General features: G+C 61.0%; 21 protein-coding genes. 12 read left to right on the top strand and 9 right to left on the bottom strand.

What is annotated here, in order from left to right; all coding sequences use genetic code 11:
* The first annotated feature begins 54 nt into the window (after nucleotides 1-54).
* The gene (locus tag P3T21_RS34580; RefSeq protein WP_429260391.1) at nucleotides 55-807 is read left to right on the top strand and encodes an IclR family transcriptional regulator domain-containing protein; all 753 of its coding nucleotides are present in this window, start codon (nucleotides 55-57) and stop codon (nucleotides 805-807) included.
* 46 nt (nucleotides 808-853) lie between these two features.
* Here the strand turns inward: P3T21_RS34580 and P3T21_RS34585 are convergent, their stop codons facing one another.
* From P3T21_RS34585 to P3T21_RS34595, 3 genes are all read right to left on the bottom strand, one after another.
* Nucleotides 854-2,647, bottom strand: a complete 1,794-nt coding sequence (locus P3T21_RS34585; protein WP_429260392.1) for an acyl-CoA dehydrogenase — start codon at nucleotides 2,645-2,647, stop codon at nucleotides 854-856.
* Nucleotides 2,648-2,809: 162 nt separating this feature from the next.
* On the bottom strand, nucleotides 2,810-3,808 hold the full coding sequence (locus P3T21_RS34590; RefSeq protein ID WP_429260393.1) for an AraC family transcriptional regulator: 999 nt from the start codon (nucleotides 3,806-3,808) through the stop codon (nucleotides 2,810-2,812).
* A 172-nt stretch (nucleotides 3,809-3,980) separates the two neighbouring features.
* Nucleotides 3,981-4,838 carry a 3-hydroxybutyryl-CoA dehydrogenase gene (locus tag P3T21_RS34595; RefSeq protein ID WP_429260394.1) on the bottom strand — a complete coding sequence of 286 codons (858 nt, stop codon included), beginning with the start codon at nucleotides 4,836-4,838 and terminating at the stop codon, nucleotides 3,981-3,983.
* A gap of 475 nt (nucleotides 4,839-5,313) precedes the next feature.
* On the opposite strand from P3T21_RS34595, the gene P3T21_RS34600 reads away from it, so the two are divergent.
* Together P3T21_RS34600 and P3T21_RS34605 are read left to right on the top strand one after the other, a co-directional pair.
* Nucleotides 5,314-6,075 (top strand): hypothetical protein, encoded by a 762-nt coding sequence (locus P3T21_RS34600; RefSeq protein WP_429260395.1) that lies wholly within the window; start codon nucleotides 5,314-5,316, stop codon nucleotides 6,073-6,075.
* A gap of 142 nt (nucleotides 6,076-6,217) precedes the next feature.
* On the top strand, nucleotides 6,218-6,967 hold the full coding sequence (locus P3T21_RS34605; RefSeq protein ID WP_429260396.1) for an SAM hydrolase/SAM-dependent halogenase family protein: 750 nt from the start codon (nucleotides 6,218-6,220) through the stop codon (nucleotides 6,965-6,967).
* 66 nt (nucleotides 6,968-7,033) lie between these two features.
* Here the strand turns inward: P3T21_RS34605 and P3T21_RS34610 are convergent, their stop codons facing one another.
* On the bottom strand, nucleotides 7,034-7,591 hold the full coding sequence (locus P3T21_RS34610; RefSeq protein WP_429260397.1) for an intradiol ring-cleavage dioxygenase: 558 nt from the start codon (nucleotides 7,589-7,591) through the stop codon (nucleotides 7,034-7,036).
* A 402-nt stretch (nucleotides 7,592-7,993) separates the two neighbouring features.
* Here P3T21_RS34610 and P3T21_RS34615 point away from each other — a divergent pair, with 402 nt between their 5' ends.
* A complete protein-coding gene (locus P3T21_RS34615; RefSeq protein ID WP_429260398.1) occupies nucleotides 7,994-9,349 on the top strand; it encodes an MFS transporter in 1,356 nt (451 codons plus the stop codon).
* Between the two features lie 269 nt (nucleotides 9,350-9,618).
* On the opposite strand, the gene P3T21_RS34620 is transcribed toward P3T21_RS34615, so the two are convergent.
* The gene (locus P3T21_RS34620) at nucleotides 9,619-9,930 is read right to left on the bottom strand and encodes a hypothetical protein (protein WP_429260399.1); all 312 of its coding nucleotides are present in this window, start codon (nucleotides 9,928-9,930) and stop codon (nucleotides 9,619-9,621) included.
* On the opposite strand from P3T21_RS34620, the gene P3T21_RS34625 reads away from it, so the two are divergent.
* Nucleotides 9,923-10,270, top strand: a complete 348-nt coding sequence (locus P3T21_RS34625) for a hypothetical protein (RefSeq protein ID WP_429260400.1) — start codon at nucleotides 9,923-9,925, stop codon at nucleotides 10,268-10,270. The two genes, P3T21_RS34620 and P3T21_RS34625, sit on opposite strands and share 8 nt — an antisense overlap.
* The gene (locus P3T21_RS34630; protein ID WP_429260401.1) at nucleotides 10,267-11,145 is read left to right on the top strand and encodes an alpha/beta fold hydrolase; all 879 of its coding nucleotides are present in this window, start codon (nucleotides 10,267-10,269) and stop codon (nucleotides 11,143-11,145) included. The genes P3T21_RS34625 and P3T21_RS34630 overlap by 4 nt, the downstream gene beginning before the upstream one ends.
* A gap of 2 nt (nucleotides 11,146-11,147) precedes the next feature.
* Here P3T21_RS34630 and P3T21_RS34635 read toward each other — a convergent pair whose 3' ends face one another.
* Together P3T21_RS34635 and P3T21_RS34640 are read right to left on the bottom strand one after the other, a co-directional pair.
* Nucleotides 11,148-11,774, bottom strand: coding sequence for a hypothetical protein (locus tag P3T21_RS34635; protein WP_429260402.1), 627 nt, complete (start codon nucleotides 11,772-11,774; stop codon nucleotides 11,148-11,150).
* A 310-nt stretch (nucleotides 11,775-12,084) separates the two neighbouring features.
* Nucleotides 12,085-12,690 carry a TetR/AcrR family transcriptional regulator gene (locus P3T21_RS34640; RefSeq protein WP_429260403.1) on the bottom strand — a complete coding sequence of 202 codons (606 nt, stop codon included), beginning with the start codon at nucleotides 12,688-12,690 and terminating at the stop codon, nucleotides 12,085-12,087.
* A 128-nt stretch (nucleotides 12,691-12,818) separates the two neighbouring features.
* Here P3T21_RS34640 and P3T21_RS34645 point away from each other — a divergent pair, with 128 nt between their 5' ends.
* The 6 genes from P3T21_RS34645 to P3T21_RS34670 all read left to right on the top strand — a co-directional run bounded on the left by P3T21_RS34645 (nucleotide 12,819) and on the right by P3T21_RS34670 (nucleotide 18,835).
* On the top strand, nucleotides 12,819-13,742 hold the full coding sequence (locus P3T21_RS34645) for an NAD-dependent epimerase/dehydratase family protein (RefSeq protein ID WP_429260404.1): 924 nt from the start codon (nucleotides 12,819-12,821) through the stop codon (nucleotides 13,740-13,742).
* Nucleotides 13,739-14,089, top strand: coding sequence for a DoxX family protein (locus P3T21_RS34650; protein WP_429260405.1), 351 nt, complete (start codon nucleotides 13,739-13,741; stop codon nucleotides 14,087-14,089). The genes P3T21_RS34645 and P3T21_RS34650 overlap by 4 nt, the downstream gene beginning before the upstream one ends.
* Nucleotides 14,090-14,540: 451 nt before the next feature.
* The gene (locus P3T21_RS34655; RefSeq protein ID WP_429260406.1) at nucleotides 14,541-14,849 is read left to right on the top strand and encodes a hypothetical protein; all 309 of its coding nucleotides are present in this window, start codon (nucleotides 14,541-14,543) and stop codon (nucleotides 14,847-14,849) included.
* 689 nt (nucleotides 14,850-15,538) lie between these two features.
* Nucleotides 15,539-16,453, top strand: coding sequence for a LysR family transcriptional regulator (locus P3T21_RS34660; protein WP_429260407.1), 915 nt, complete (start codon nucleotides 15,539-15,541; stop codon nucleotides 16,451-16,453).
* A 206-nt stretch (nucleotides 16,454-16,659) separates the two neighbouring features.
* The gene (locus P3T21_RS34665; RefSeq protein WP_429260408.1) at nucleotides 16,660-17,649 is read left to right on the top strand and encodes a zinc-dependent alcohol dehydrogenase family protein; all 990 of its coding nucleotides are present in this window, start codon (nucleotides 16,660-16,662) and stop codon (nucleotides 17,647-17,649) included.
* A gap of 367 nt (nucleotides 17,650-18,016) precedes the next feature.
* Nucleotides 18,017-18,835: an MBL fold metallo-hydrolase gene (locus P3T21_RS34670; RefSeq protein WP_429260409.1), complete on the top strand. Its 819-nt coding sequence runs from the start codon at nucleotides 18,017-18,019 to the stop codon at nucleotides 18,833-18,835.
* A 327-nt stretch (nucleotides 18,836-19,162) separates the two neighbouring features.
* Here the strand turns inward: P3T21_RS34670 and P3T21_RS34675 are convergent, their stop codons facing one another.
* Together P3T21_RS34675 and P3T21_RS34680 are read right to left on the bottom strand one after the other, a co-directional pair.
* On the bottom strand, nucleotides 19,163-19,534 hold the full coding sequence (locus P3T21_RS34675; RefSeq protein ID WP_429260410.1) for a helix-turn-helix domain-containing protein: 372 nt from the start codon (nucleotides 19,532-19,534) through the stop codon (nucleotides 19,163-19,165).
* Nucleotides 19,535-19,799: 265 nt separating this feature from the next.
* Nucleotides 19,800-20,402: a cupin domain-containing protein gene (locus P3T21_RS34680; RefSeq protein ID WP_429260411.1), complete on the bottom strand. Its 603-nt coding sequence runs from the start codon at nucleotides 20,400-20,402 to the stop codon at nucleotides 19,800-19,802.
* Between the last annotated feature and the right edge of the window lie 295 nt (nucleotides 20,403-20,697).

Here is a 20,697-nt window from a genome sequence, read left to right on the forward strand (position 1 = left end):
TCGCGCACGTTGCGCGAATAGCGCCCTCAAATCGGGTTTCTACGGAGTGGGACAGTGAACGACAAGGATCGAATTGCCGGGGCGACGAAGGCGCTGGCCGTCATCGAAGCATTCGACAAAGATCATCCGCGAATGAATCCGGCAAACGTCGCGGAGTTGACCGGACTGACCCGCACTGCTGCGCGTCGCTACCTGCTGACCCTCGCCGAGGCGGGCTACGCGGAGACGGACGGGCGCCTGTTCTGGCTGGCGCCTCGTGTGCTGCGTGCCGGCACGGCTTATTTCGCGTCGGCGCGTCTGCCGCGGATCGCGCAGCCGTTCTTGCAGCGCATCACCGCCGCCGTGCAGGAAAGTGCGCTGCTGGCCGTGCTCGATGGCGACGATGTCGTGTATATCGCGCGTAACGGCGCGGATCGGGTGACAACCGTAGGCTTCGTGCTCGGCTCACGCGTGGCCGCGCCGCTTTCGTCGGCGGGCATGATCGTGCTCGCGTATCAGCCGCCCGAACGTGTGGCCGCTTTCCTCGCGCGCTACGAGCCCAAGGTGTTCACCCCTCTCACGATCGTCGACAAGGCGCGTCTGCGGACCGGGATCGAGCAGGTGCTTCAATGCGGTTACGCGTTGTCGGAGCAGCAACTCGAAGTGGGTATGCGAGGCGTCGCTGTGCCGCTGCGGAACCACAACGGCGTTGTGATCGGAGCGATCAGCGTCAGCATGCCGATGGGGCAGGAGTCGGGAAGCGCAGCGTTGGCCCGCGTGTTGCCTGCGTTGCAGGAAACCGCGAGCCTGTTGCGCGGCGTTGTTTGAGAACGTCTGACGGGTTGAGGTATGTGTTCGTCAGCGTCATTCAAGTTTAGAACTGGTCTGCGCTGAGCCCCAGCACACCCTCACCGCCCTTCGCCGTCACGATCGACGCTTCCAGCGCCGATGCCAGCGGCAGCACATGCTCGGCGAAGAACTGCGCGGTCGCGATCTTCGCGCCATAGAACGCCGGATCTTCATCGCGTTTTTCCGCGGCGATGAGCAGCGCACGCGCCATCTGCCAGCCGCCCAGCACAATGCCCGCAAGCTTCAGATACGGCACGCTGCCGGCAAACACCGCATTCGGATCGGTCTTCGTGTTCGCGACGACAAACCCGACCACCGCCGCCAGCGAGCGATGACCCTGCTCCAGATACCGCTTCATCGAACGGAACGCAGGCGCGTCGTGCTGACCCAGCGCTTCGATCGTCTGCGCCACGCCCGCGAGCAGCGCCTTTGCCACCGCGCCGCCATCGCGCACCGTCTTGCGGCCGATCAGGTCATTTGCCTGGATTGCCGTCGTGCCTTCGTAGATCGGCAGGATGCGCGCGTCGCGGTAATACTGCGCGGCGCCCGTTTCCTCGATGAAGCCCATCCCGCCGTGCACCTGCACGCCGAGGCTCGTCACCTCGACCGAGAGCTCCGTGCTCCAGCCCTTCACGACCGGCACGAGGTATTCGTAGATCGCCTGATGCTCCGCACGCTGCGCGGCATCCGGATGACGATGCGCGATGTCGCAATGCGCGGCCGCCACATAGGCGAGTGCGCGCGCGCCTTCGGTGAGCGCGCGCATCGTCGAGAGCATCCGGCGCACGTCCGGATGATGGATGATCGACACCGGCTGCTTCGCGCTGCCGTCCACCGGGCGGCTCTGCACGCGATCCTTCGCATACGCGACCGCCTTCTGGTACGCGCGATCCGACACGCCCACGCCCTGCATGCCGACCGCAAAGCGCGCCGCGTTCATCATGATGAACATGTACTCGAGGCCGCGATTCTCCTCGCCGATCAGGTGACCGGTCGCGCCGCCGTGATCACCGAACTGCAGCACCGCCGTCGGGCTCGCCTTGATGCCGAGCTTGTGCTCGATCGACACGCAATGCACGTCGTTGCGCTCGCCCAGTGAGCCGTCTTCATTGACGAGGAACTTCGGCACGATGAAGAGTGAAATGCCCTTCACGCCTTCGGGCGCGTCCGGCGTGCGCGCCAGCACGAGATGGGCGATGTTCTTCGCCATGTCGTGTTCGCCCCACGTGATGAAGATCTTCGTGCCGAACACCTTGAACGAGCCGTCGCCCTGCGGTTCGGCGCGCGTGCGCACCAGCGCCAGATCGGAGCCCGCCTGCGGCTCGGTGAGGTTCATCGTGCCCGTCCACTCGCCGGAGATCAGCTTCGGCACGTAGGTCTGTTTCTGCGCTTCGGTGCCGGCGGTGAGCAATGCCTCGATCGCGCCGTCGGTCAGCAGCGGACACAGCGCAAACGACAGGTTCGACGCGTTGAGCATCTCGACGCACGGCGTCGCGATCAGCTTGGGCAAGCCCTGGCCTTCGTAGTCGAGCGGATGCTGCACGCCCTGCCAGCCGCCTTCGCTGAACTGGCGGAAGGCGTCCCTGAAGCCCGGCGTCGCGGTGACATTGCCGTCCTTCCAGGCGCTCGGGTTGCGATCGCCTTCGACGTTCAGCGGCGCGAGCACTTCGCCGCACAGCTTCGCCGATTCTTCGAGGATGGCCTGTGCCGTGTCGAAATTCGCGTCCTCGAAGCCGGGCAACGCGGTGATGTCGTCGAGACCGGCCAGTTCCTTCATCACGAACAGCATGTCTTTGATAGGCGCGGCGTAACGGGTCACGAGTTTTCTTCCTGTGGAGTTTTGATAAGCGCAGGGCGTTGTGGCAATGCGATTCGATGCGCCATCGTAACGGTCGCGGCGCGCATGCCCGATACCCAAATCCGCCTTTTTGTTGACGGAAGCTGCCGCGCTACGCGCCACAATCTGGCAATGGCGCCGTCCTCAAGTCATCGTGCGGTACGTTTTGGGCGTGCTGCCGGTCCACTGCCGGAATGCCCGGTGAAATGCGGTCGTGTTGCCGAACCCGATGTCGTAGGCGATCGACGCGATGGCATCAGCCGATCCTGTCAGCCGTTGAATGGCGATATCACGCCGTACTTCGTCCTTGATCGCCTGGAATGTCGTGCCTTCCGCGACGAGCCGCCGGCACAGCGTGCGCACGGAGTAATGCAGATGTCGCGCGACAGCTTCAATGGCTGGGATCGTCGGCAGGCAGGCTGCGATGTACTGGCGGGTGCGGTTGGAAACCATCTGCTCCGCGAGCGAGACAAAAATCCAGTCTTCAGGCGCGCGCGCGAGGAATTTTTTCAGATCCGGTTTGCGCTGCCGGATGGCCATATCCAGGTACGTCGCATCGAATGTCATGAGTGTTCGCGCGCAACCGAACTGGACCGGCCCCGGGAACAGGTACAGATAGTCGCTCGCACGGGGCGGACGGCGGCAATCGAATTCCACACCGGATAGCGGAATTTTCTCTCCGATCAACCACGACGCAACCCCGTGCGCGAGCTTCAGCATCAGTTCACGGCCGAGGATGCCAAAGCCTGGGCCGTCTGGATCCGGCACAAGTTCAACGCAGCACAGCGCACCTTCGCGCCGCGATTCAAGCCTGAAGTCATCGACAATCAGATGAAAGAACTGACCGAACCGATGCATCGCAATTTCCAGTCGCGGCGCATCAAGCAGACTTAAACAGAGATATTTCAGCGTCCCATTGCGTAGCGGCCGGCTGAAGATGCCAGGCATTTCGTCGTCGAGCTCTATCGCCAGCAGGCGATAGAGCGTCGAAAACTGCTCCCGCGTGACACGGGCGCCAGGCTCATGGAGCAATTCCTGCGGGATACCCGATTGCCCGGCCGTTCGTGCGACTGCCGCCGGGTCAGCGCCCGCAAGGAAGCCGTTGACCAGCGCGATGGGGACGGTGCCGGAGAATTGATTCAATTGAGTAAGGTCAGGTCAAAACTCAATTTTATCTCCGGGCCGCCCTGGTTCTTCTTTATGGCCCGCTTTCACCACTTGTTTTCAGAGTGCCCGTCCCCACGGGTCGACTTTCACGAAATTCTACTGAACGATTTATACCGGTTGCTCGCCAGACGGCGACGCACACATGCGTCTAAGCCTTGTCGTAGCGATAAACGCCGTGTCCCGTCTTGCGCCCCAGCCGCCCTGCCGCCACCAGTTCGCGCAACAGCGGACACGCGCGATATTTCGAATCTCCAAAGTCTTTCAGGAAGACGTCCATCACCGAAAGGCAGACGTCCAGCCCGATCAGATCCGCGAGCGCCAGCGGGCCGATTGGATGGTTAGCCCCAAGACGCATGCCCGTGTCGATCTCCTCCGCGGTCGCGACACCCTCGGCCAGCACGAAGAACGCTTCGTTAATCATGGGCACCAGAATGCGGTTCACCACGAAGCCCGGGGAATTCCTGACATTGACCGGCGACTTGCCCAGTCGCCCGGTCAGTTCGGAGACGGCTGCCACGGTATCGTCGCTGGTCTGCAGGCCGCGAATGACCTCCACCAGCGGCAGCAACGGGACCGGATTGAAAAAGTGCATGCCGATAAAGCGCTCCGGCCTGCCGATCGTCGCGGCGAGCGTCGTGATCGAGATCGACGATGTATTCGACGCGATGATCGCATCGTCGCGCACCACTGCCTCGATCTGTCGAAGGATCCGGATCTTCAGGTCGGCGTTTTCCGTGGCCGCCTCGATGACGATATCGGCAGCAGCCAGCCGCTGATAATCGGTCGAAGTCTCGATGCGCGTGAGCGCTGCGTCGCGTGACGGCGCATCGACCTTGCCCTTCTCGACAAGTCGCGCAAGACTTGATGTCAGTGTGGCGACGCCTTTAGCGAGTGCCGCATCCGTGACGTCGACCAGCACCACCTTCAGTCCTGCGAGCGCCGCGACCTGGCCGATTCCGTTGCCCATCGTACCGGCACCGACGATGCCAACTGTTTCGATTTTCACTGCCACTCCTTTCTGTGGATGCTCACGACACGCCTGTTGACGTCGCTCGAATCGAGAATCGTAGCGCCCGACCTCGCTGACCGGGGTATCCAGACGCGCCGTTTCGCTGACAAAATCTGCCGTTATTCGAGGGAGTGGCGCTGGCATGTATACGGTGTACGAACGTCCTCCCGGCCTGTGCAAGCATGCAGCCAGGCGTGGACGCACGCTCAATATTCTCGAACGGCCTCTATCGGGCTGCATTCCGATTCGGGCGGGGACGGCCAGGAACTGCCGTTCGAGGTGACGATCTAGATTTCCCTATTGCGGACGCCCAGAGTCCGCCCGGCAACGAGACATGATTTCGGCGCGGAGGCGATATCCCCGGTCGGGCACTGCGGTGCAGGTGTAGGTGTACCATCCCAGCACTCAAACATGGTCTTCGCCAGTCCCGTTCTAGCGGGGGTGACTTCCAGTCAAACCGCAGAGGTCAATCATGAGCTCATTGGTAATCGCCTTGATCGTGTTTGTGTGCGTCTTCGGCAGCGGGATGATCGGCCTGGCTCTCCGCACTCTCCTTCCCGATCATCACCTGAGCGAGGATTCGACGGTTATCGTGAAGTTGGGAGCCGGCCTGATGGCGACGCTCGCGGCTCTCGTCCTTGGTCTCCTGATCGCCTCGGCAAAGGTTTCTTTCGACCGGCTCAACGACGAGTTCACGCAGACGGCGGCTACGGTCATCGTGATCGATCGTTCCCTGGCCGACTATGGCCCGGAGACGAAGGAAGCCCGCGAGTCCCTGCGCCATACCTACGCCTCAGCCGTGGAGCTGTTTGCATCCGGGGCACGTGCCGGGAAGGCTAACGTGGACGCTCCGCAGCGCCTGGTGCGAATGGTGCAGTTTCAACAAAAGCTTCGGGAACTGGCACCACGAAACGACATGCAGCGCGTGCTTCAATCGGAGGCGCTGACCAGCAGCCACGACCTGACCCAAACGCGCTGGATACTGTTCCACCCGGGGCAGGGCGCGATCCCAACGCCATTCATGGCGGTGCTGGTGCTCTGGCTGAGTATGCTCTTCGCCGGTTTCGGCCTGGTCAGCGCAAACAACCGAACCGCCATTGCGACGCTTTTCCTCTGTGCGCTATCGGTCTCCGGCGCTATTTTCCTGATCGAGGACCTCGCCCACCCGCTCGAAGGGTTTATGCAGATTTCGCTCGAGCCCGCGCGGATCGCGCTCTCCCATCTCGGCGAATAGGCCGGCGCTCCCCAGCCACCGTGTCGCCTTTCGACGCGATTCCGCGCTCGGACTCTGGGGAAGGTTCAGCGCCGCGTGCGGATCGGGCGCGAACTGCTCCGGTGGTCGATAAGACGGGGCAAGGTTGGAAGGAGGCTATACGATGATCGCGCTGTTCACTGACTTCGGTGCCGATGACATCTATGTCGGACAGTTGAAGGTTGCCTTGCTGCGGCACGCGCCAGCCGGCACCACCCTCATCGATGTGCTGCACACTGCCCCGAATTACGACCCGCTGGCAGGGGCACATCTGCTCGCCGCGCTTCGACGCTGGTACCTGCCGGATACAGTCTTTCTGGCCGTCGTCGACCCCGGCGTGGGCGGCGAGCGCGACGCGGTGGTGCTGCAAGCCGACGCGCAGTGGTTCGTCGGACCGGACAACGGTTTGCTCTCGGTCGTGGCGGCGCGCGCGACGCGCACCCGCACCTGGCGCATTACATGGCGTCCCGCGATGCTCTCCGCCTCGTTCCATGGTCGCGACCTGTTCGCCCCGATGGCAGCCTGGCTCAGCCGTGGCGACCTGCCTCCCGACAAGCTGACTGAAACCGCAGGTTTGCGTGTGGGGTTGGGTGCGGACGATCTGGCCGAAGTCATTTACGTCGATCACTATGGCAATGCGCTGACCGGGATGCGGGCAGGCACCGTGTCCAGGAATGCCCGGCTGGCCATTGCGGCCAGAGACGTCACCTATGCCCGGGTCTTTTCCGATGCTCCGGACGGCCAGGCTTTCTGGTATGAGAACTCGATCGGGCTGGTGGAGATTGCGATGAGTCGCGGCAGCGCCGCGACACAGCTTGGTGTGCGTGTCGGGGATCCGGTCCACGTGACCGACGCCGGCGAGCCGGCGCCGTAGCGCGATCGCTCCACGCGACTCCGGGCACCCACCACGGCAGCGCCGCCGCCGTCAGGAAGACTTGCACTACGTGAGCGCGAGCACGAAATCGAACCGGGCCGCCTTTTGCTCGCCGTGGTCATCGATCGTCATCAGCAGCCGGCGATCGAACAGGAAATCGCGAACGTTGCGCGGCTCCCCGGGAAAGTACAGTTGGGTGGTGAGGATCGGCCCGTTCGGCGGCTGCACCGTCACGTGGAAGTGTCGTGTTCGCCCCGGATATAGACCCGGCACGATGGTTTTGAGGCGGTAGCGTCCCTCGCTGTCGGCGAATTGGTGGCCGCGCAGCCGGAACCCCTCGACGTCGTACTCCCCGGCGTCATTGGCGTGCCAGAAATCGAGCAAAGCCCCGGACACCGCCCTGCATCGTGTCGACAGCACCCGCCCGGTCAGGACGATCTTCGTTCCATTGATCCCCGGCTCGAGCAGCGATGCGCGTTGCGGCGAGTGTGGCAGGAAGAACGGGCCTGCCGTCTGCTGCCGGGTCGGTTCTTGTTCGTCGGTGCAGGCGGGTGTAGCTGAAACTTCGTCGGCCCGGCCATAGTTTGCTTTTCCGAGGGCCAACAGCAGCAACGTGGACGGCATCGCACCCGACCTGCGAAGAAAATCGCGCCGTCCATGGCTCACGCTTCGTGTCCCCATCGTGGAGGCTCCTTGCTTCCCGCTAGATCGTTACGCTGCGCGGTGCGCGCTATGGAGCCGACAAGCGGCCGTGCGGGCGACGTCGCGGCTAACGGAGCCTGCACCTGTGCCGACTATGGTAAGCCTGAACTTCAGGTCGGGTGAGCCTTGGTGTGTTGCTTGCAAAAGCTCGATCAGTGGTCTAATTTTTTGACGTTCTCGATAAGAAGCACACATTGAGCGGAGGCGCAGGAAGTACAGCGCACGAGGGACGCCGTGCTTGACCACCTGGCTCACAGCCGCGGTCAGAATTTTCCGCCGCCGGGCGGCATCGGGCCCGTCGCGCGACCTTGATGGACTACCGACATGACCCTACCCAATCCAGCCCAGGACGTGTCGGCCAAACCGCCCGTTTCTCGCCTGTCGACGCTCGATCACATACAAATCGCGTCGCTGTGGTTTGCGCTCTTTACTCAATGGATGACGGTCGTTCCGGTGCTCGTGCCGGCACAGGTGGCCGAATTGCTCGGACGCAATGCCGCGATAAAGGAAGGCGTAGCCGGCTCCGTCATTGCGGCCGGCGCATTCGTCGCGATGATCGTGGCGCCGCTGGCCGGGGCGTTATCGGATCGCTGCACTGCAAAACACGGACGTCGGCTACCGTTTCTGGTAGCCGGCGTATTCGGCACCTCGGTCGCACTGATATCGCTCGCGTCGTTCAACGGCGCAGGGAGTGTATGGCTATACACACTCGCGTTCCTGCATCTTCAATTCTGGTGGAATTGGGCGGCGGGCCCGTACGCCGGGCTGGTGCCCGATGTCGTGCCGAAACACGACGCTAACCGCGCGAGCGCGTGGCTCAACGTGATGACCGTGCTCGGCACCATCACCGGCAACGTAGTGCTCGTCGCGTTGTATTCTCCGCGTCGACTGTATCCCGCGGTCGCCACGTTCATTGCGATCATGTTGCTCTGCCTTTGGCTGACGATTCGCGGCTCGCCCGAGCCAACGCCTGCCGGATCCCGTGAGCGGTTCGAGCTCTTCGCGTTCATCCGCTCGTTCTATCTCGATCCACGCATCCACCGGAACTTCTACTGGGTGCTGGTAACGCGCCTGTTCGGGAACATGGGAATCTGGTCAATCTTCACTTTCATGTTGTACTACCTGCAGGACGTGATAGGCATTCATCATCCGACCAGCCTCCTGAATGGGCTGCTTGGCGTCGGCGTGGTGTTGGCGATCCCGACCAGCCTGCTGGGTGCACGTCTCGCCGACCACCACGGCGTTGTTCCCGTCGTCCGCCTGACCAGCTGGATCATGGCCGGGGCGGCGATCGGCCTGGTCCTCCTGGCGCTGTATCCGAACCTGTTGCTGGTGATCCCCGTCGCGTTGGCTTTCTGCGCCGCCTACGGCACCTATCAGGCCGTCGACTGGGCGCTCGCGCTGAAAGTGTTGCCGGATGATGCGTCGGCCGGCAAGGACATGGGTATCTGGCAAGTGTCGATGGTGCTACCGCAGATCTTCGGCCCTGCGGCGACCGGGTGGATGCTGTCGTGGATCAAGTCGTTTGCCGGGGCTGGGCCCGCCTACGTCACCGCGTTCATCGTCGCCGCGGTGTGGTTCGCGCTGGCGGCCTGGCTCATCTCGCGCGTCAAACTCGTTCACGACACGTATTCACCGGACTCGTCGGGTGAACATACTACGGAGCCCGCCTCGCCCTGATGCGGGCGCCAGCTGGAGCGACCGGTTTCCGTCTCCGGCTTGAACGGCGGCTCCTGGTCGAACCCGGTTCCACGACGAGAAGCTGACGGAGCCTCCGGGTGAACAAATCATCGCCGTAGGCTCGGGTCGTCGAGCAAATGCTATGGCGAAACACGCGAATCAGGCAGAAGTCGGCCACAACGAGACATCCGCGAAAGCCAGGCAGAAGGTCCACAGTTGCGTCGACAACGGTCAGTCCCTGGCCGTACGCCGGTCAAGTAGCCGCACCGCTACATCTGGCAGCGATGACGCGCGCCGAGCTGACCGACAAGCGATTCTGGTCCAACGTGGAATGGTTGGGCGACGCTGAGTTCAAGAAGCAGTGCAGTACGGCGCACTGTCGGGGCATTAAGCACCGCTGTCGACTTGCCCGAACGGCCGGGATTTGCGCGGTTTTTGACCACCGTCGACAGCGATTTTCTTCTAAAGTAGCCTTTATTGGTACACGCGAGACCGACGGTGGCCTTGGGATCGTGCCCGTCGCCCTGATGCTGGCAATGACCGCATGACGCTTCGCTCCCAAAGGAGAAGCCAATGCCCACCTTCAATCCTGTCCACAAAACGGAGCTCGATGCGCTTTTGCTGCGCGTCCCTCACGTCCGTGCCGGCAAGATGTTCGGCTACCCGGCCTGTTACCCCGATCGAAAGCTCTGCATCTGCCTGTACGAACAGAGCGTCGCAGTCAAGCTACCGAAGGCATCGGCTGATAAGCTGCTAGACACGGACAGGAACGCCGTGCCGTTTCAACCCATCGGGCGGGCGAAGATGCGAGAGTGGGTGCAGCTCAGCGTCAGCCCGCCGGAGGACTATCGGGGGTACCAGCGCGTTTTCGAAGAATCCATCCGTTACGTGCTGGCACAACAAGGCGACGCGGCATCATGACCTGGATAGATGTGCGGGAATATCCGTTTGAGTCGCGGTACTTTGACCTGCCGGCGGGCCGGATGCACTACATCGACGAAGGTGCCGGCCGCCCGGTCCTGATGCTGCATGGCAATCCGACATGGTCGTTTCTCTATCGCCGTCTCGTCAAACGGCTGCGCGACGACTACCGCTGTATCGCCCCTGACCACATCGGCTTCGGGCTCTCGGACAAGCCCGTTGACTGGAGTTACCGGCCAGAGGATCACGCCGACCACCTTGGCGCATTCATTGACGCCCTCGGATTGAACGACATCACGGTCGTCGGGCAGGACTGGGGCGGACCGATTGGGCTGGCGTATGCGATCGCCCACCCCGAACGGGTTTCCCGCATCATCCTGATGAATACCTGGGCATGGCCGGTGAATCGCGATCCGCACTTTTTCGCCTTCAGCGCGTTCATGGGTGGGCCGATCGGACGTTTCCTGATTCGGCGCTACAACTTCTTCGTCCGCACGTTCATGCGTCAGGAATTTGCCGACAAGCGCAAGTTGACGCCTGCAGTGCACGCGCACTATCTGCGACCGCTGGCGTCGCCGGAAGACCGTACCGGCTGCCTTGTGTTTCCGCAACACATTGTCGCCTCGACGCCATGGCTGGGCGAGCTGTGGAACGGCATCCCCGTCCTCGGCACGAAGCCGGCTCTGTTCGTCTGGGGCATGAAGGACGTCGCGTTCCGGGACAAGGAACTGAGGCGCTGGGAACGCGCGTTCCCCAATGCCCACACGGTTCGCCTAGACGGGGTCGGGCATTTCGTGCAGGAAGAAGCGCCCGACGAACTGGCGAATGCCGTGATCACATTTCTCGGCAAAACGGACCCGGCTCACGGCGACTGACTTTAACGATTGATTTGCATAGCCAGCGAGCATTGTGTTGTGCCGCGGCTCCATATTCCTGCGGCAATCCACCAGCATCCGATGGCGACAAGCAGCCCGTGGGTGACGCGCAGCGGCTGCGTTCCGAAGAACTGCGGGATGTAGAGCGCAAGGCCTACGGCCAGGGGTACGCCACTCCATCGCGGATAAATGACCGAACGCCAGATCGTAGTGGCGGCGATGATCGCCGCGACAGCGAGCAACAGCAACCCAACAAGGAACATGGCGAGGCCCGGGCCGGAACGAACAACGGTGGCGAGACTCAGCACCGCGACACTCTGCTGGATGACGGCCTGCTGTCCGATCGCGTGAAGACCGTAGGCTTCTCCGCCGTAGAACGGCAAGGTCAGTCCTGTCCCAAGCAGGCTCAGCACGACCGCCCAATACGCGCCACGTTCTACCGCCGTCCGTTGTAGTGAGCGGTGAAGCTCGAGCAGCCCCAATGGAAGCAACGTAAAAGCCACCATAGCCAGCATGTGCGCGATCAACCACTGGCCGCTCGCGAACGCGGCAGCACCCCGCAGGGAGCTCTCGTCGGAGAAAGGGCGGATCGCCGGGTAAAGAACGAAAAGGAGCCCGGAAATGACCATGGCGGCGCCGTTCAGACGTCGGCGAGATGCAATAGCGGGTCGGTGCATGCGTGACGCTCGTTGGTCTGGATTGAGTTGAACTTGAGCCGTTCACGGATTTTGTCCGAACGGCAGTAGCGGGTCGCGTGCCGTCGATCGGCGGCAGGCAGTGACCGGCCACAAAACGACACTCACAATTTTAGAAACGCGCCTGGATCGTACGGAAACCGGTGCGCGACTGCGTTCGGAATCGGACACGCGGTGTCTTGCTTCCCGCGCTACACGCTGTTGCGTTCCGCATGCAGCGGCTCGACATCTTATGCGGCGCTCCTTAGCGAAGTGCAGCCGCTACCGCCTCGTCAATCTGCAGCGCAAAGCGTACTTCAACATCGGGCACCGTGTAGCCAAGTGTCAGTTCCAGATGCGCGTCGCCTAGCACCAGCTGAACGAATGTCGCTGCCCGCAATGCAGCAGTCGATTCGTCAAATCGACTTCGCAGAATTTTTGCGGCGAAGGCACGCACGACCTTTGCACCATTTTCGTAAAACACCTGGCCGAGTTCCGGAAAACGCGCGGCCTCAGCAACGATGGCCCGGTAAAGCCCCAGAGTATCCGGCGTAGTAAGGCCTCGTGCCAGCAACCATCCCAACTCGCGCAACTCGACTTCGGGTGCGCCATCGGATTGCTCGCCCTGAGCGCTGGCAAGCAGCGCGCCCACCTGAGCGCACATCGCGCTCACCAGACCAACGAAGAGCGCCTCCTTCGACTTGAAGTGGCGGTAGACCGTCTGTTTGCCGACGCCGGCGGCCGAGGCGACATCGTCCATCGTTGCCAAACCAAAACCCTCGCGTAAGAAAACGGTTTTCGCGCCGTCAAGGATTGCAGACCGCTTGCGGCATTGCAGCGGGCTCAGGCCAGGGAGAGAAGAAGTGTCCATGCGAGATAAATAACAGATCGATGAGTAGTTGACAAGACTGAGCGGTCTCGTTTAGATTTGTCAAAACGAGACCGATGGGTCTCGTTTATATGACTGTTCAACTTCGCAGCCAATCATTGGAGAACGCTTTGAAACTGTTCATGACAGGTGGTACTGGCTTCATCGGGCAAGCGGTCGCGCGCAAGGCAATCAGCCTCGGCCATCAGGTGACGGCGCTGGTGCGCGAGGACAGCTCGGCGGCCGCCAGCGCGCTGGCACGTCTCGGTGTGACACTGCATTCCGGCGACCTGCGCGAGCCACAGTCTTTCGCTGCGACTGCCGGTGCCGCTGATGGCGTGGTGCACACCGCGTCGACCAACGATGCTTGCGCCGCTGCTGCTGACGAGGCCGCGGCTGTAGCGATGCTTTCGCATATGCATCCGGGCGCGGCGTTTGTCTATACCTCGGGCACCTGGGTCTACGGCAATACGGAGGGGGAGCCCGCGACTGAAGCATCGGCGCTGAACCCGACACCACTCATCGCCTGGCGGCCCGCAGTGGAGCAACAGGTGCTGGCGCTAGCAGCACGCCGCTCGATTGCTGCAGTGATCCTCAGGCCGGCGATGGTGCACGGCTACGGCGGCGGCATCTTCGGCATGCTTGCCGGCATGGTCCGTCAGACCGGCAGTGTGAGGATCGTCGGCGATGGTCGCAACCACTGGCCTGCCGTTCACGTCGATGATCTCGCCACGGCCTACCTGAGCGCGGTGGAGCGGGCGGCAAGTGGGGACGCTCGAGTCGCGGGACAGATCTTCAACGTGGTCGCGGAAGATGCCGTTGCCGTTGCCGAAATGGGTGAAGCGATTCGGGCCTCGGTCGGCGCCGATCGCGTCGAACCCTGGCCGCTCGACGATGCTCGCAAATCGCTTGGACCGTTCGCTGACGCACTGGCGCTCGATCAGACAGTAAGCGGCCAGCATGCCCGACGAGTTCTTGCGTGGAAGCCCCATGGCCCCGGCCTGATTGCGGACCTCTCTGTACAAAAGCACTTTCAGCAAAGCAACGGAGCATGACCATGGCGTGGAACAGTGCATCTTTCGAGTCGATTCTCGCGATGATCGTAGCGGTTCTGTTCGCGGTTGCTGGGACGGTCAATCTCGCAGGACGCGGCGCGGTGAAGCGCGACTTCGCACGCTGGGGTTACCCGGCATGGTTTCATTTGCTCTGCGGCGCTCTTGAGCTGTTGTGCGCGGCACTTCTTTTTGGACAACAAACCAGAGTTTTGGGCCTGACGCTGGCCGGTGCGATCCTGGTCGCCGTGCTCTTCACGTTGCTACGAAACCGGGAGCCGTTCGGGCATCTCGCCCCGGCGCTGATCTTCTCGGCTCTCGTTGTGGTTACTGTGGCGCTCCGCGGTTGAGGCCTGCTCGCCACCAGACGAGTGAGCCCGGGACGCTAACAGGCCGCGCGGGCAATCCGTGCTGCATGTACTTGAAATACGCACATGGATAGCGGCATTGGAGCAACTCCAATTTGATCACGTGCGTCACGTGTCTGCTTTTTGTAGCGATGGCTGGGCGCTCCGGGTCGCCCGCCGCAGATCGCCGCTTTACGTGCCACGGGAAACAGCCCCTCATGCATGGGGCAGCGGGCGGCCAGGAAGCGACGTTCGCTTCTTCCGCCCCGGCATTCACCGCGCAATGCCGAACCGCGCCAGCTTCAGATTTGGGAGCAGAACCCATTAGACGTCGTTCCGAAAGGCGAAATTAATCCTTGCGAACAATGCGCTTAATTATCGGCGACCTCTTTCCTAAACTCGGCATTACCTGCGTTTGCATCAAAATTCCAGTCCAATCCAGGAGGAACAGGTCATGAACAAGGCAACCAGCACATTAATCGCGGCTGTCGCCGCACTCGCGCTGTCGGGCGGGGCTTATGCACAAAGCAACAACACGCTGGCGACCCCGAGCGTAGCGTCGCCCGCCGCCGTGTCGCCGGCCAATGCAACGAGCGGCTACGGCACGCCTGGCGCCACCAACTCGGACAGCGGCATGAGCGCAGGGTCGGCGAACTCGGGCCTGCAGCAGAGCACGAACACTAGCTCGACGTCCAATACCAGCGCTTACGGGGTCAACAACACGCTGGCAACCCCAGGCACAGTGTCGCCGGCTGGCAAATAACAGCAATTAATAACGCACCAGGCGCAAGCACAAAGCGAACAAGCGCCCTCATTCACCAGCCGTTGTAAGAAAAGCCGCTGCTCTCACGGACAGCGGCTTTTTGTTTCTCCCTAAGCTCTTCCTGACAGCGGCTCGCGCCACACTGAATCCGGGCCAGTTTCCGACACTCGCCGGGGTACACGCGCGGACACTCGAACGGCTGCTCCGCGTTGCCAACGGACCTTCAAGCGTTGAGCAGAACGAACCGACCGTGCCGGACGCGGGTTTTTACTGCGCTCACGGCGATGACGTTGAGTCGCGATGAGTGTTCATTGAGTCTAATGCGTTCCCTGCTTGTCAAACCCGGCCTGATTGTGCAGGGAAACGGAATTAGTGAGACCCGCACTTCCGCCTAATCAACGACTTGCTCACGAATTCGGTCACACGCCAGCCCGACACGGAAGCGAAATCGTTGGATCAGCCGGATTTGCGACGCGAATCAGTTGGACTGGCCGGACGTCAAGACCCGTTCGTCTTGCGCCGGTTGCGAAAGACTGAGTGTGTTCGCCTGCCAGCAACTGTTTCTACGATTGTTGGTTTCTCCGGCGCCGTGGTAAATGCGCTAGGATTGAACGAATTGTTGCCTCGCAGACGAACAATGCTGGCATTGGCCTACCTAGCCGCATCTCGGCTCAGCTCAGAGGGAACTCATGGAACTACTGCAAGCAATGAAAGTTTTCAGCTCAGTCGCTGAGCTGGGCAGTTTCACAAACGCTGCCGAAGTGCTTCAGGTCGGTCGTCCTCATGTAACCCGGTCCGTGCAGGAGCTTGAGGCAGCTCTCGGAGTGAGGTTGTTTCAGCGCACGACTCGCAGCGTCACGCTAACGGCGGAAGGCGAGCAGTTCTACACACGAACGGAAGAGATTCTCGCCAGCATCAACGATGCAACCTCGATGTTTAACCAGACTGGCGAAACAATGCATGGTCGGCTTCGCATTAACCTTCCAGCCGCATTCTCACAGCAAACGTTTCTGGACCGGCTGCGCGATTTCAATCGTCTGTACCCGAGCCTCGAACTTGTGCTTGGTGTGACCGACCGCGCCGTGGATCTGGTTGCCGAGGGGGTCGATTGTGCTTTGCGAATCGGAGACCTTCCTGACTCGAGTCTGATTGGACGAAGGGTTGCAGCGGCTGTCATGCTGACTTGTGCTTCTCCTGGGTACTTGCAGGAATACGGCACTCCGCTGACTCTGTCGGACCTATCCGCACATCGAAGGATCAACTTCCTGTCAGGACACGACAACCGACCAATGACGTGGCGCTTCTGCGCCGACGGCGAGGAGACTGCGGCTACATGCAACGCAAGTGTTAGCGTCAACGAGTCGAACGCCTACGTTCATTGCGGCGTTGCAGGATTCGGGCTCATCCAGGCTCCAGGGATAATGGTTGAAGAACACTTGGCGTCGGGCGAACTCGTCGAGGTTCTCTCCACCCACAGACCGAAGCCGTGGCCGGTGTCACTGCTCTATCCGAGTCGGGCATACGTGACCCCGCGTGTGAAGGTTTTCACGCAATGGCTTGCGAGTGAACTCACAACCTTCAACGAGACCTGGCTGGTGTCCTGAGTTCCGGGCTCAATGCTCGGCCAAATCACAATCAAAAAACCAGGTCGTGTCGTCGCCAGCGTGCCCAGGGGATTGTTTCGATGCGAAGCAACAGTTCATTACCTCCGGATTCGTTTATCTAGTCGTGCCGTCTCCCTACAGTGTCAAACACTTGCCAGTTGCCATTACTTCGGCAGAGGGCATCCACGACATTGCGAGGTCAAGTCATGACAAAAGCTGTTCGCTTTCATCAAATCGGCGGTCCGGAAGTGCTTCGGTTTGACGACGTCCAGGAGGCGCCGCCCCAACCCGGCGAAGTCCAGATTCGGGTCAAAGCTTTAGGTATCAATCGCGCAGAAGTGATGTATCGCACTGGGAAATACGTTATCGCCCCCGAGTTCCCGGCCAAGCTTGGATACGAGGCCTCTGGCGAAGTCGTAGCCATCGGCGCGAACGTGAATGGCTTTGCGATTGGCGACCCGGTGAGCGTCGTCCCCGCGTTCTCTTTCGCCGAGTATGGCATGTACGGCGAAGTTGTGAATGCTCCTGCACACGCCGTAGTAAAGAATCCGGCGGGCGTAACTCACAAGGAAGCTGCGGCCACCTGGATGATGTTCGTCACCGCATATGGTGCCTTGATTAACTACGGCAAGCTGACCAGTGCTGATACCGTCATCATTGGCGCCGCGACTAGCAGCGTCGGGCTTGCTGCCATCCAGGTTGCGAAGATGGTCGGGGCGGCGACGGTTGCCCTGACGCGAAGCAAGGAAAAGGAAGAAACCCTGCGAGCAGTCGGTGCCGACCACGTTCTCCTTTCCGATATGCCAGACCTGACCGAATACATCATGAATGTCACCGGTGGGAAGGGTGCGCGCATCGTCTTTGACCCGGTCGGTGGACCGAATGCTCGAAACATTCTCCGGGCAATGTCGCACGAAGGAATCTACTATCAGTACGGCGCCCTGGACTCCCGGGACATTCCGGTCCCGGTGATGGAGATTCTGAGCAAGCACCTCGTCCTTCAGGGTTATGAGTTGTTCGAGATTACTCAGGACGCTCAGAAACTGCAGCAGGCCATAGCCTTTATCTCTGAAGGCCTGTCCTCCAAGGCACTTCGCCCTGTCATCGACCGGGTCTTCGCGTTCGAAGAGATTGCTGAGGCTCATCGGTACATGGAAGCCGGCAGTCAGGTCGGCAAGATTGTTGTGACACTGTAACCGCCGTACCACCTCCCTCAAAGTTTGCCGTTTCCATTCAAGGGCGGTGACTTTGATGGAACGGGACTGTGGGACACGCTTCTGAAATCTCGCACTCCAGCACTACTACCGGCGTAACGTTGAAAGACCGATGGTCCGATGACGGCGCGTACGTTCACTGCCCCGCGCAACATCGCGCCATTCGCGTACCCAACTTGAGCAGTTGACGAAGCAAGTTGAGCGATTCGGGTGAGAGACCGCGACTAAGATGTGCGGAGTGAGCGACTCAGTGTTCGGCCCCAATACCAACCAATCAGCTTCAGAGGTAATCGTGAACTCTCAAACTACATTCCAAGCGCCTGCCATTAACCGAAAGAAGGTAGTAGACATGGCCGTTACCATGCTGAGTGACGGTTATCTCGACGTGTCGTTTGAATTGCTTGACGGTATCAAAGCTGCCAAGGCCGAAGCATTGCTCGAGAAACGTGGCGTGCCACCTTTGCCTCGGATGAACATCAACGCGTATGTTGTCGAAACTGCGGACCGGACGATCCTCATCGATAGCGGCGCGGGCGGCATCAACGGTTGGGGTGGGCGACTTCAAGTCGCGCTCGCAGCGGCCGGCATTGACCCACTTCAAATCGGCACGATTCTGCTGACCCATGCGCATCCGGACCACATCGGCGGCCTTGCCGGGCCGCTTCAGACCCCGGTGTTCAGGAACGTGCAGCAGCTCTTCGTCCATGAGAGGGAACTGGCGTTTTGGCGCGACGAAGGAATCTATTCGAACGCGCCCGATGGTTTCCGCCCATTCTTTGATGTCGCGCGAAACGCGTTCAACGCTTACGGCGAGAAGCTGGTGCCGTTCCATCAAGAAGCGATTCTGCCAGGCATTCAGACTGTCAACCTCTTTGGACATACTCCTGGCCACACCGGATATCTGCTGGGGGACGGTTCCGACTCGTTACTCATTTGGGGAGATATTGTCCATTTTCCGCACATCCAGGTGGCACAGCCTGAGGTTACAATCGCTTTTGATAGCGACTCAGCGCAGGCTGCACACACGCGCAAGCAACTGCTGGACAGAGTCGCGACGGACAAGCTTTCAATTAGTGGCATGCACTTCAATTTTCCGACAGCCGGCTCAGTTCAGCGAGAAGGTAACGCGTACATCCTGAACTATGACCTGTGGTCGCCTGTTGTCTGAACGACGCCCATCAACGCAAAGACGAATGTATTCGCTTGATGTGCTTGAACCGAGCGTAAGCACTCACATGGCAGCAAGTCCCGAGACCGTGCCAAGCTCCGCAACTCCTCAAGCAACCCATCAGATGCTCTCTCTGAAGGTCAGCGGGCGGCGTACCTTTTTTTCGATATGACCGAACTGGCAGCGCAGAGTGGCCGAATCCGTTTTTCCAGTCTCACGACAAGCGCCCCCAGTCTCACCAATTCCGTTTCCCTGCACAACATGCGGGGAGCCAGAATTAGTGAGACCGCCACTTCCGCCTAATCAACGACTTGCTCACGAATTCGGTCACGCGCTAGACGACGCGGAAGTGGAGTGAGTTCGTACGCATCGCCGGGACGTCCCCACCTCAAGCCGCTTCCGCTTACAACTAACGCCCGGAGGCCGTACTGAAATGCTCTGTGTACCGATACGCTCGCCCTCCCGGATACCTCGCGCGCCTTGCCGCGCAATGCGCTGGCGCCACAGGCTGACCGTCTGCACGGTCGCGCCCAGTTCCTGCGCGATCGCTGCGCTTGAGTAGCCCTCATGGGCCATTAACGCGATGCGCGCCCGCGTCACATCACGCTGTGCCGCCGTCGTGAGCCTGATCAGCGCCAGCGGCTCCTCTCTGTCCTTCCTGGCCAGCTTCACTGGCGTTGCATGACGACCTCGGCTCATGCCGCCAGGCTAAACCATGCCACCAATTATTAAAAGTAATTGCGGGATGTCGTACTAGTGCGGCCTTCGGAAAGCATCCGATGGTTACGGTAGGGTGAGACACCCCGTCCCCACGACCGAGCTGACCGAGCGGATGGCCGTTGTACCTTGGAAACTGCCGTCGAGGATGCACCGGGTGGACCGGCAGGTATGGGACCCGGAGCCGCCGTTCGATTTTCCGCAAAGCAGTCCTTCGAGAGACTGGGTAAAATACGGTTGACAGCCTCTATTTCGGGCATAAGCCCTTCGGCGTCCAATCGCTCGCAGCGGAAATCCAAGGTTGGGAGCTATCGTGAAGGACGAGTAGCACGGAGCGGCGAATCTCAGTCCCGACGCTCTGGATGTACATCGGCGGACCTTCTGCGACGGTACCACTTTCGCCCGCGTGCAAGACGGTAATGCCTTCGGGCGTCTCCAGGCATTGCGCCCCCGTCAACACATACCATGCCTCGGCTCCGGGATGTCGATGTGCGTGAGGCCCCCCTACCATGCCCGGCGTGAAGACCACTTCCATATATCGGGCCGTGTATCGTTTGCCGGCAATTGTCGCGAGTGGACCGATTACCGCAATCCGCTCGCCACCGGACGGGCGCCAGGCCGCATCGGCGATCGTGTAGAGCCACACCCTACCAAACGATTCAACGACGGTTGCCCGTGATCCCTTGGCCGCATCCGCCGCTGCTCGGGTCGGATAGTTGTATAGATGCCAGAAGAGCGGGCCTTGGGGAACCTCGCCCAGATCCTCGGTAGCAGTGAGATAGCACCCGACTTCGTTGGTCCGCTGGCTGACTGGCGTTTCGCAGCCGCCAGGAACAACCGGCGCTGACATGGACTCGGTGGCTACAAGGGCAGTCGGCAAGCAAACAATGATTGCCAGCCTCCGAACTGCGCGCCGGATTCTCATGAGATCCTCCCGCTAAAAAGCGCTAAAAAGGGGCATCCACATCGCAGCGCACTGAGAAAGGGGCTTCAACGATGACCGGCTGTTCTGCTTGCGATGTTCACCGATGCGCCTCCGCCAGCTACGGTACGTTGCTCTTTGCCGCTCGACGTTACCCTCCCAACACACAACTAGAACAGTTTAGTGCGGGAACGGCAGTGAACAAGTGACGGTGGCATGGAAA

It is taken from the genome of Paraburkholderia sp. GAS334 (assembly GCF_050436625.1).
Taxonomy (GTDB): Bacteria; Pseudomonadota; Gammaproteobacteria; order Burkholderiales; family Burkholderiaceae; genus Paraburkholderia.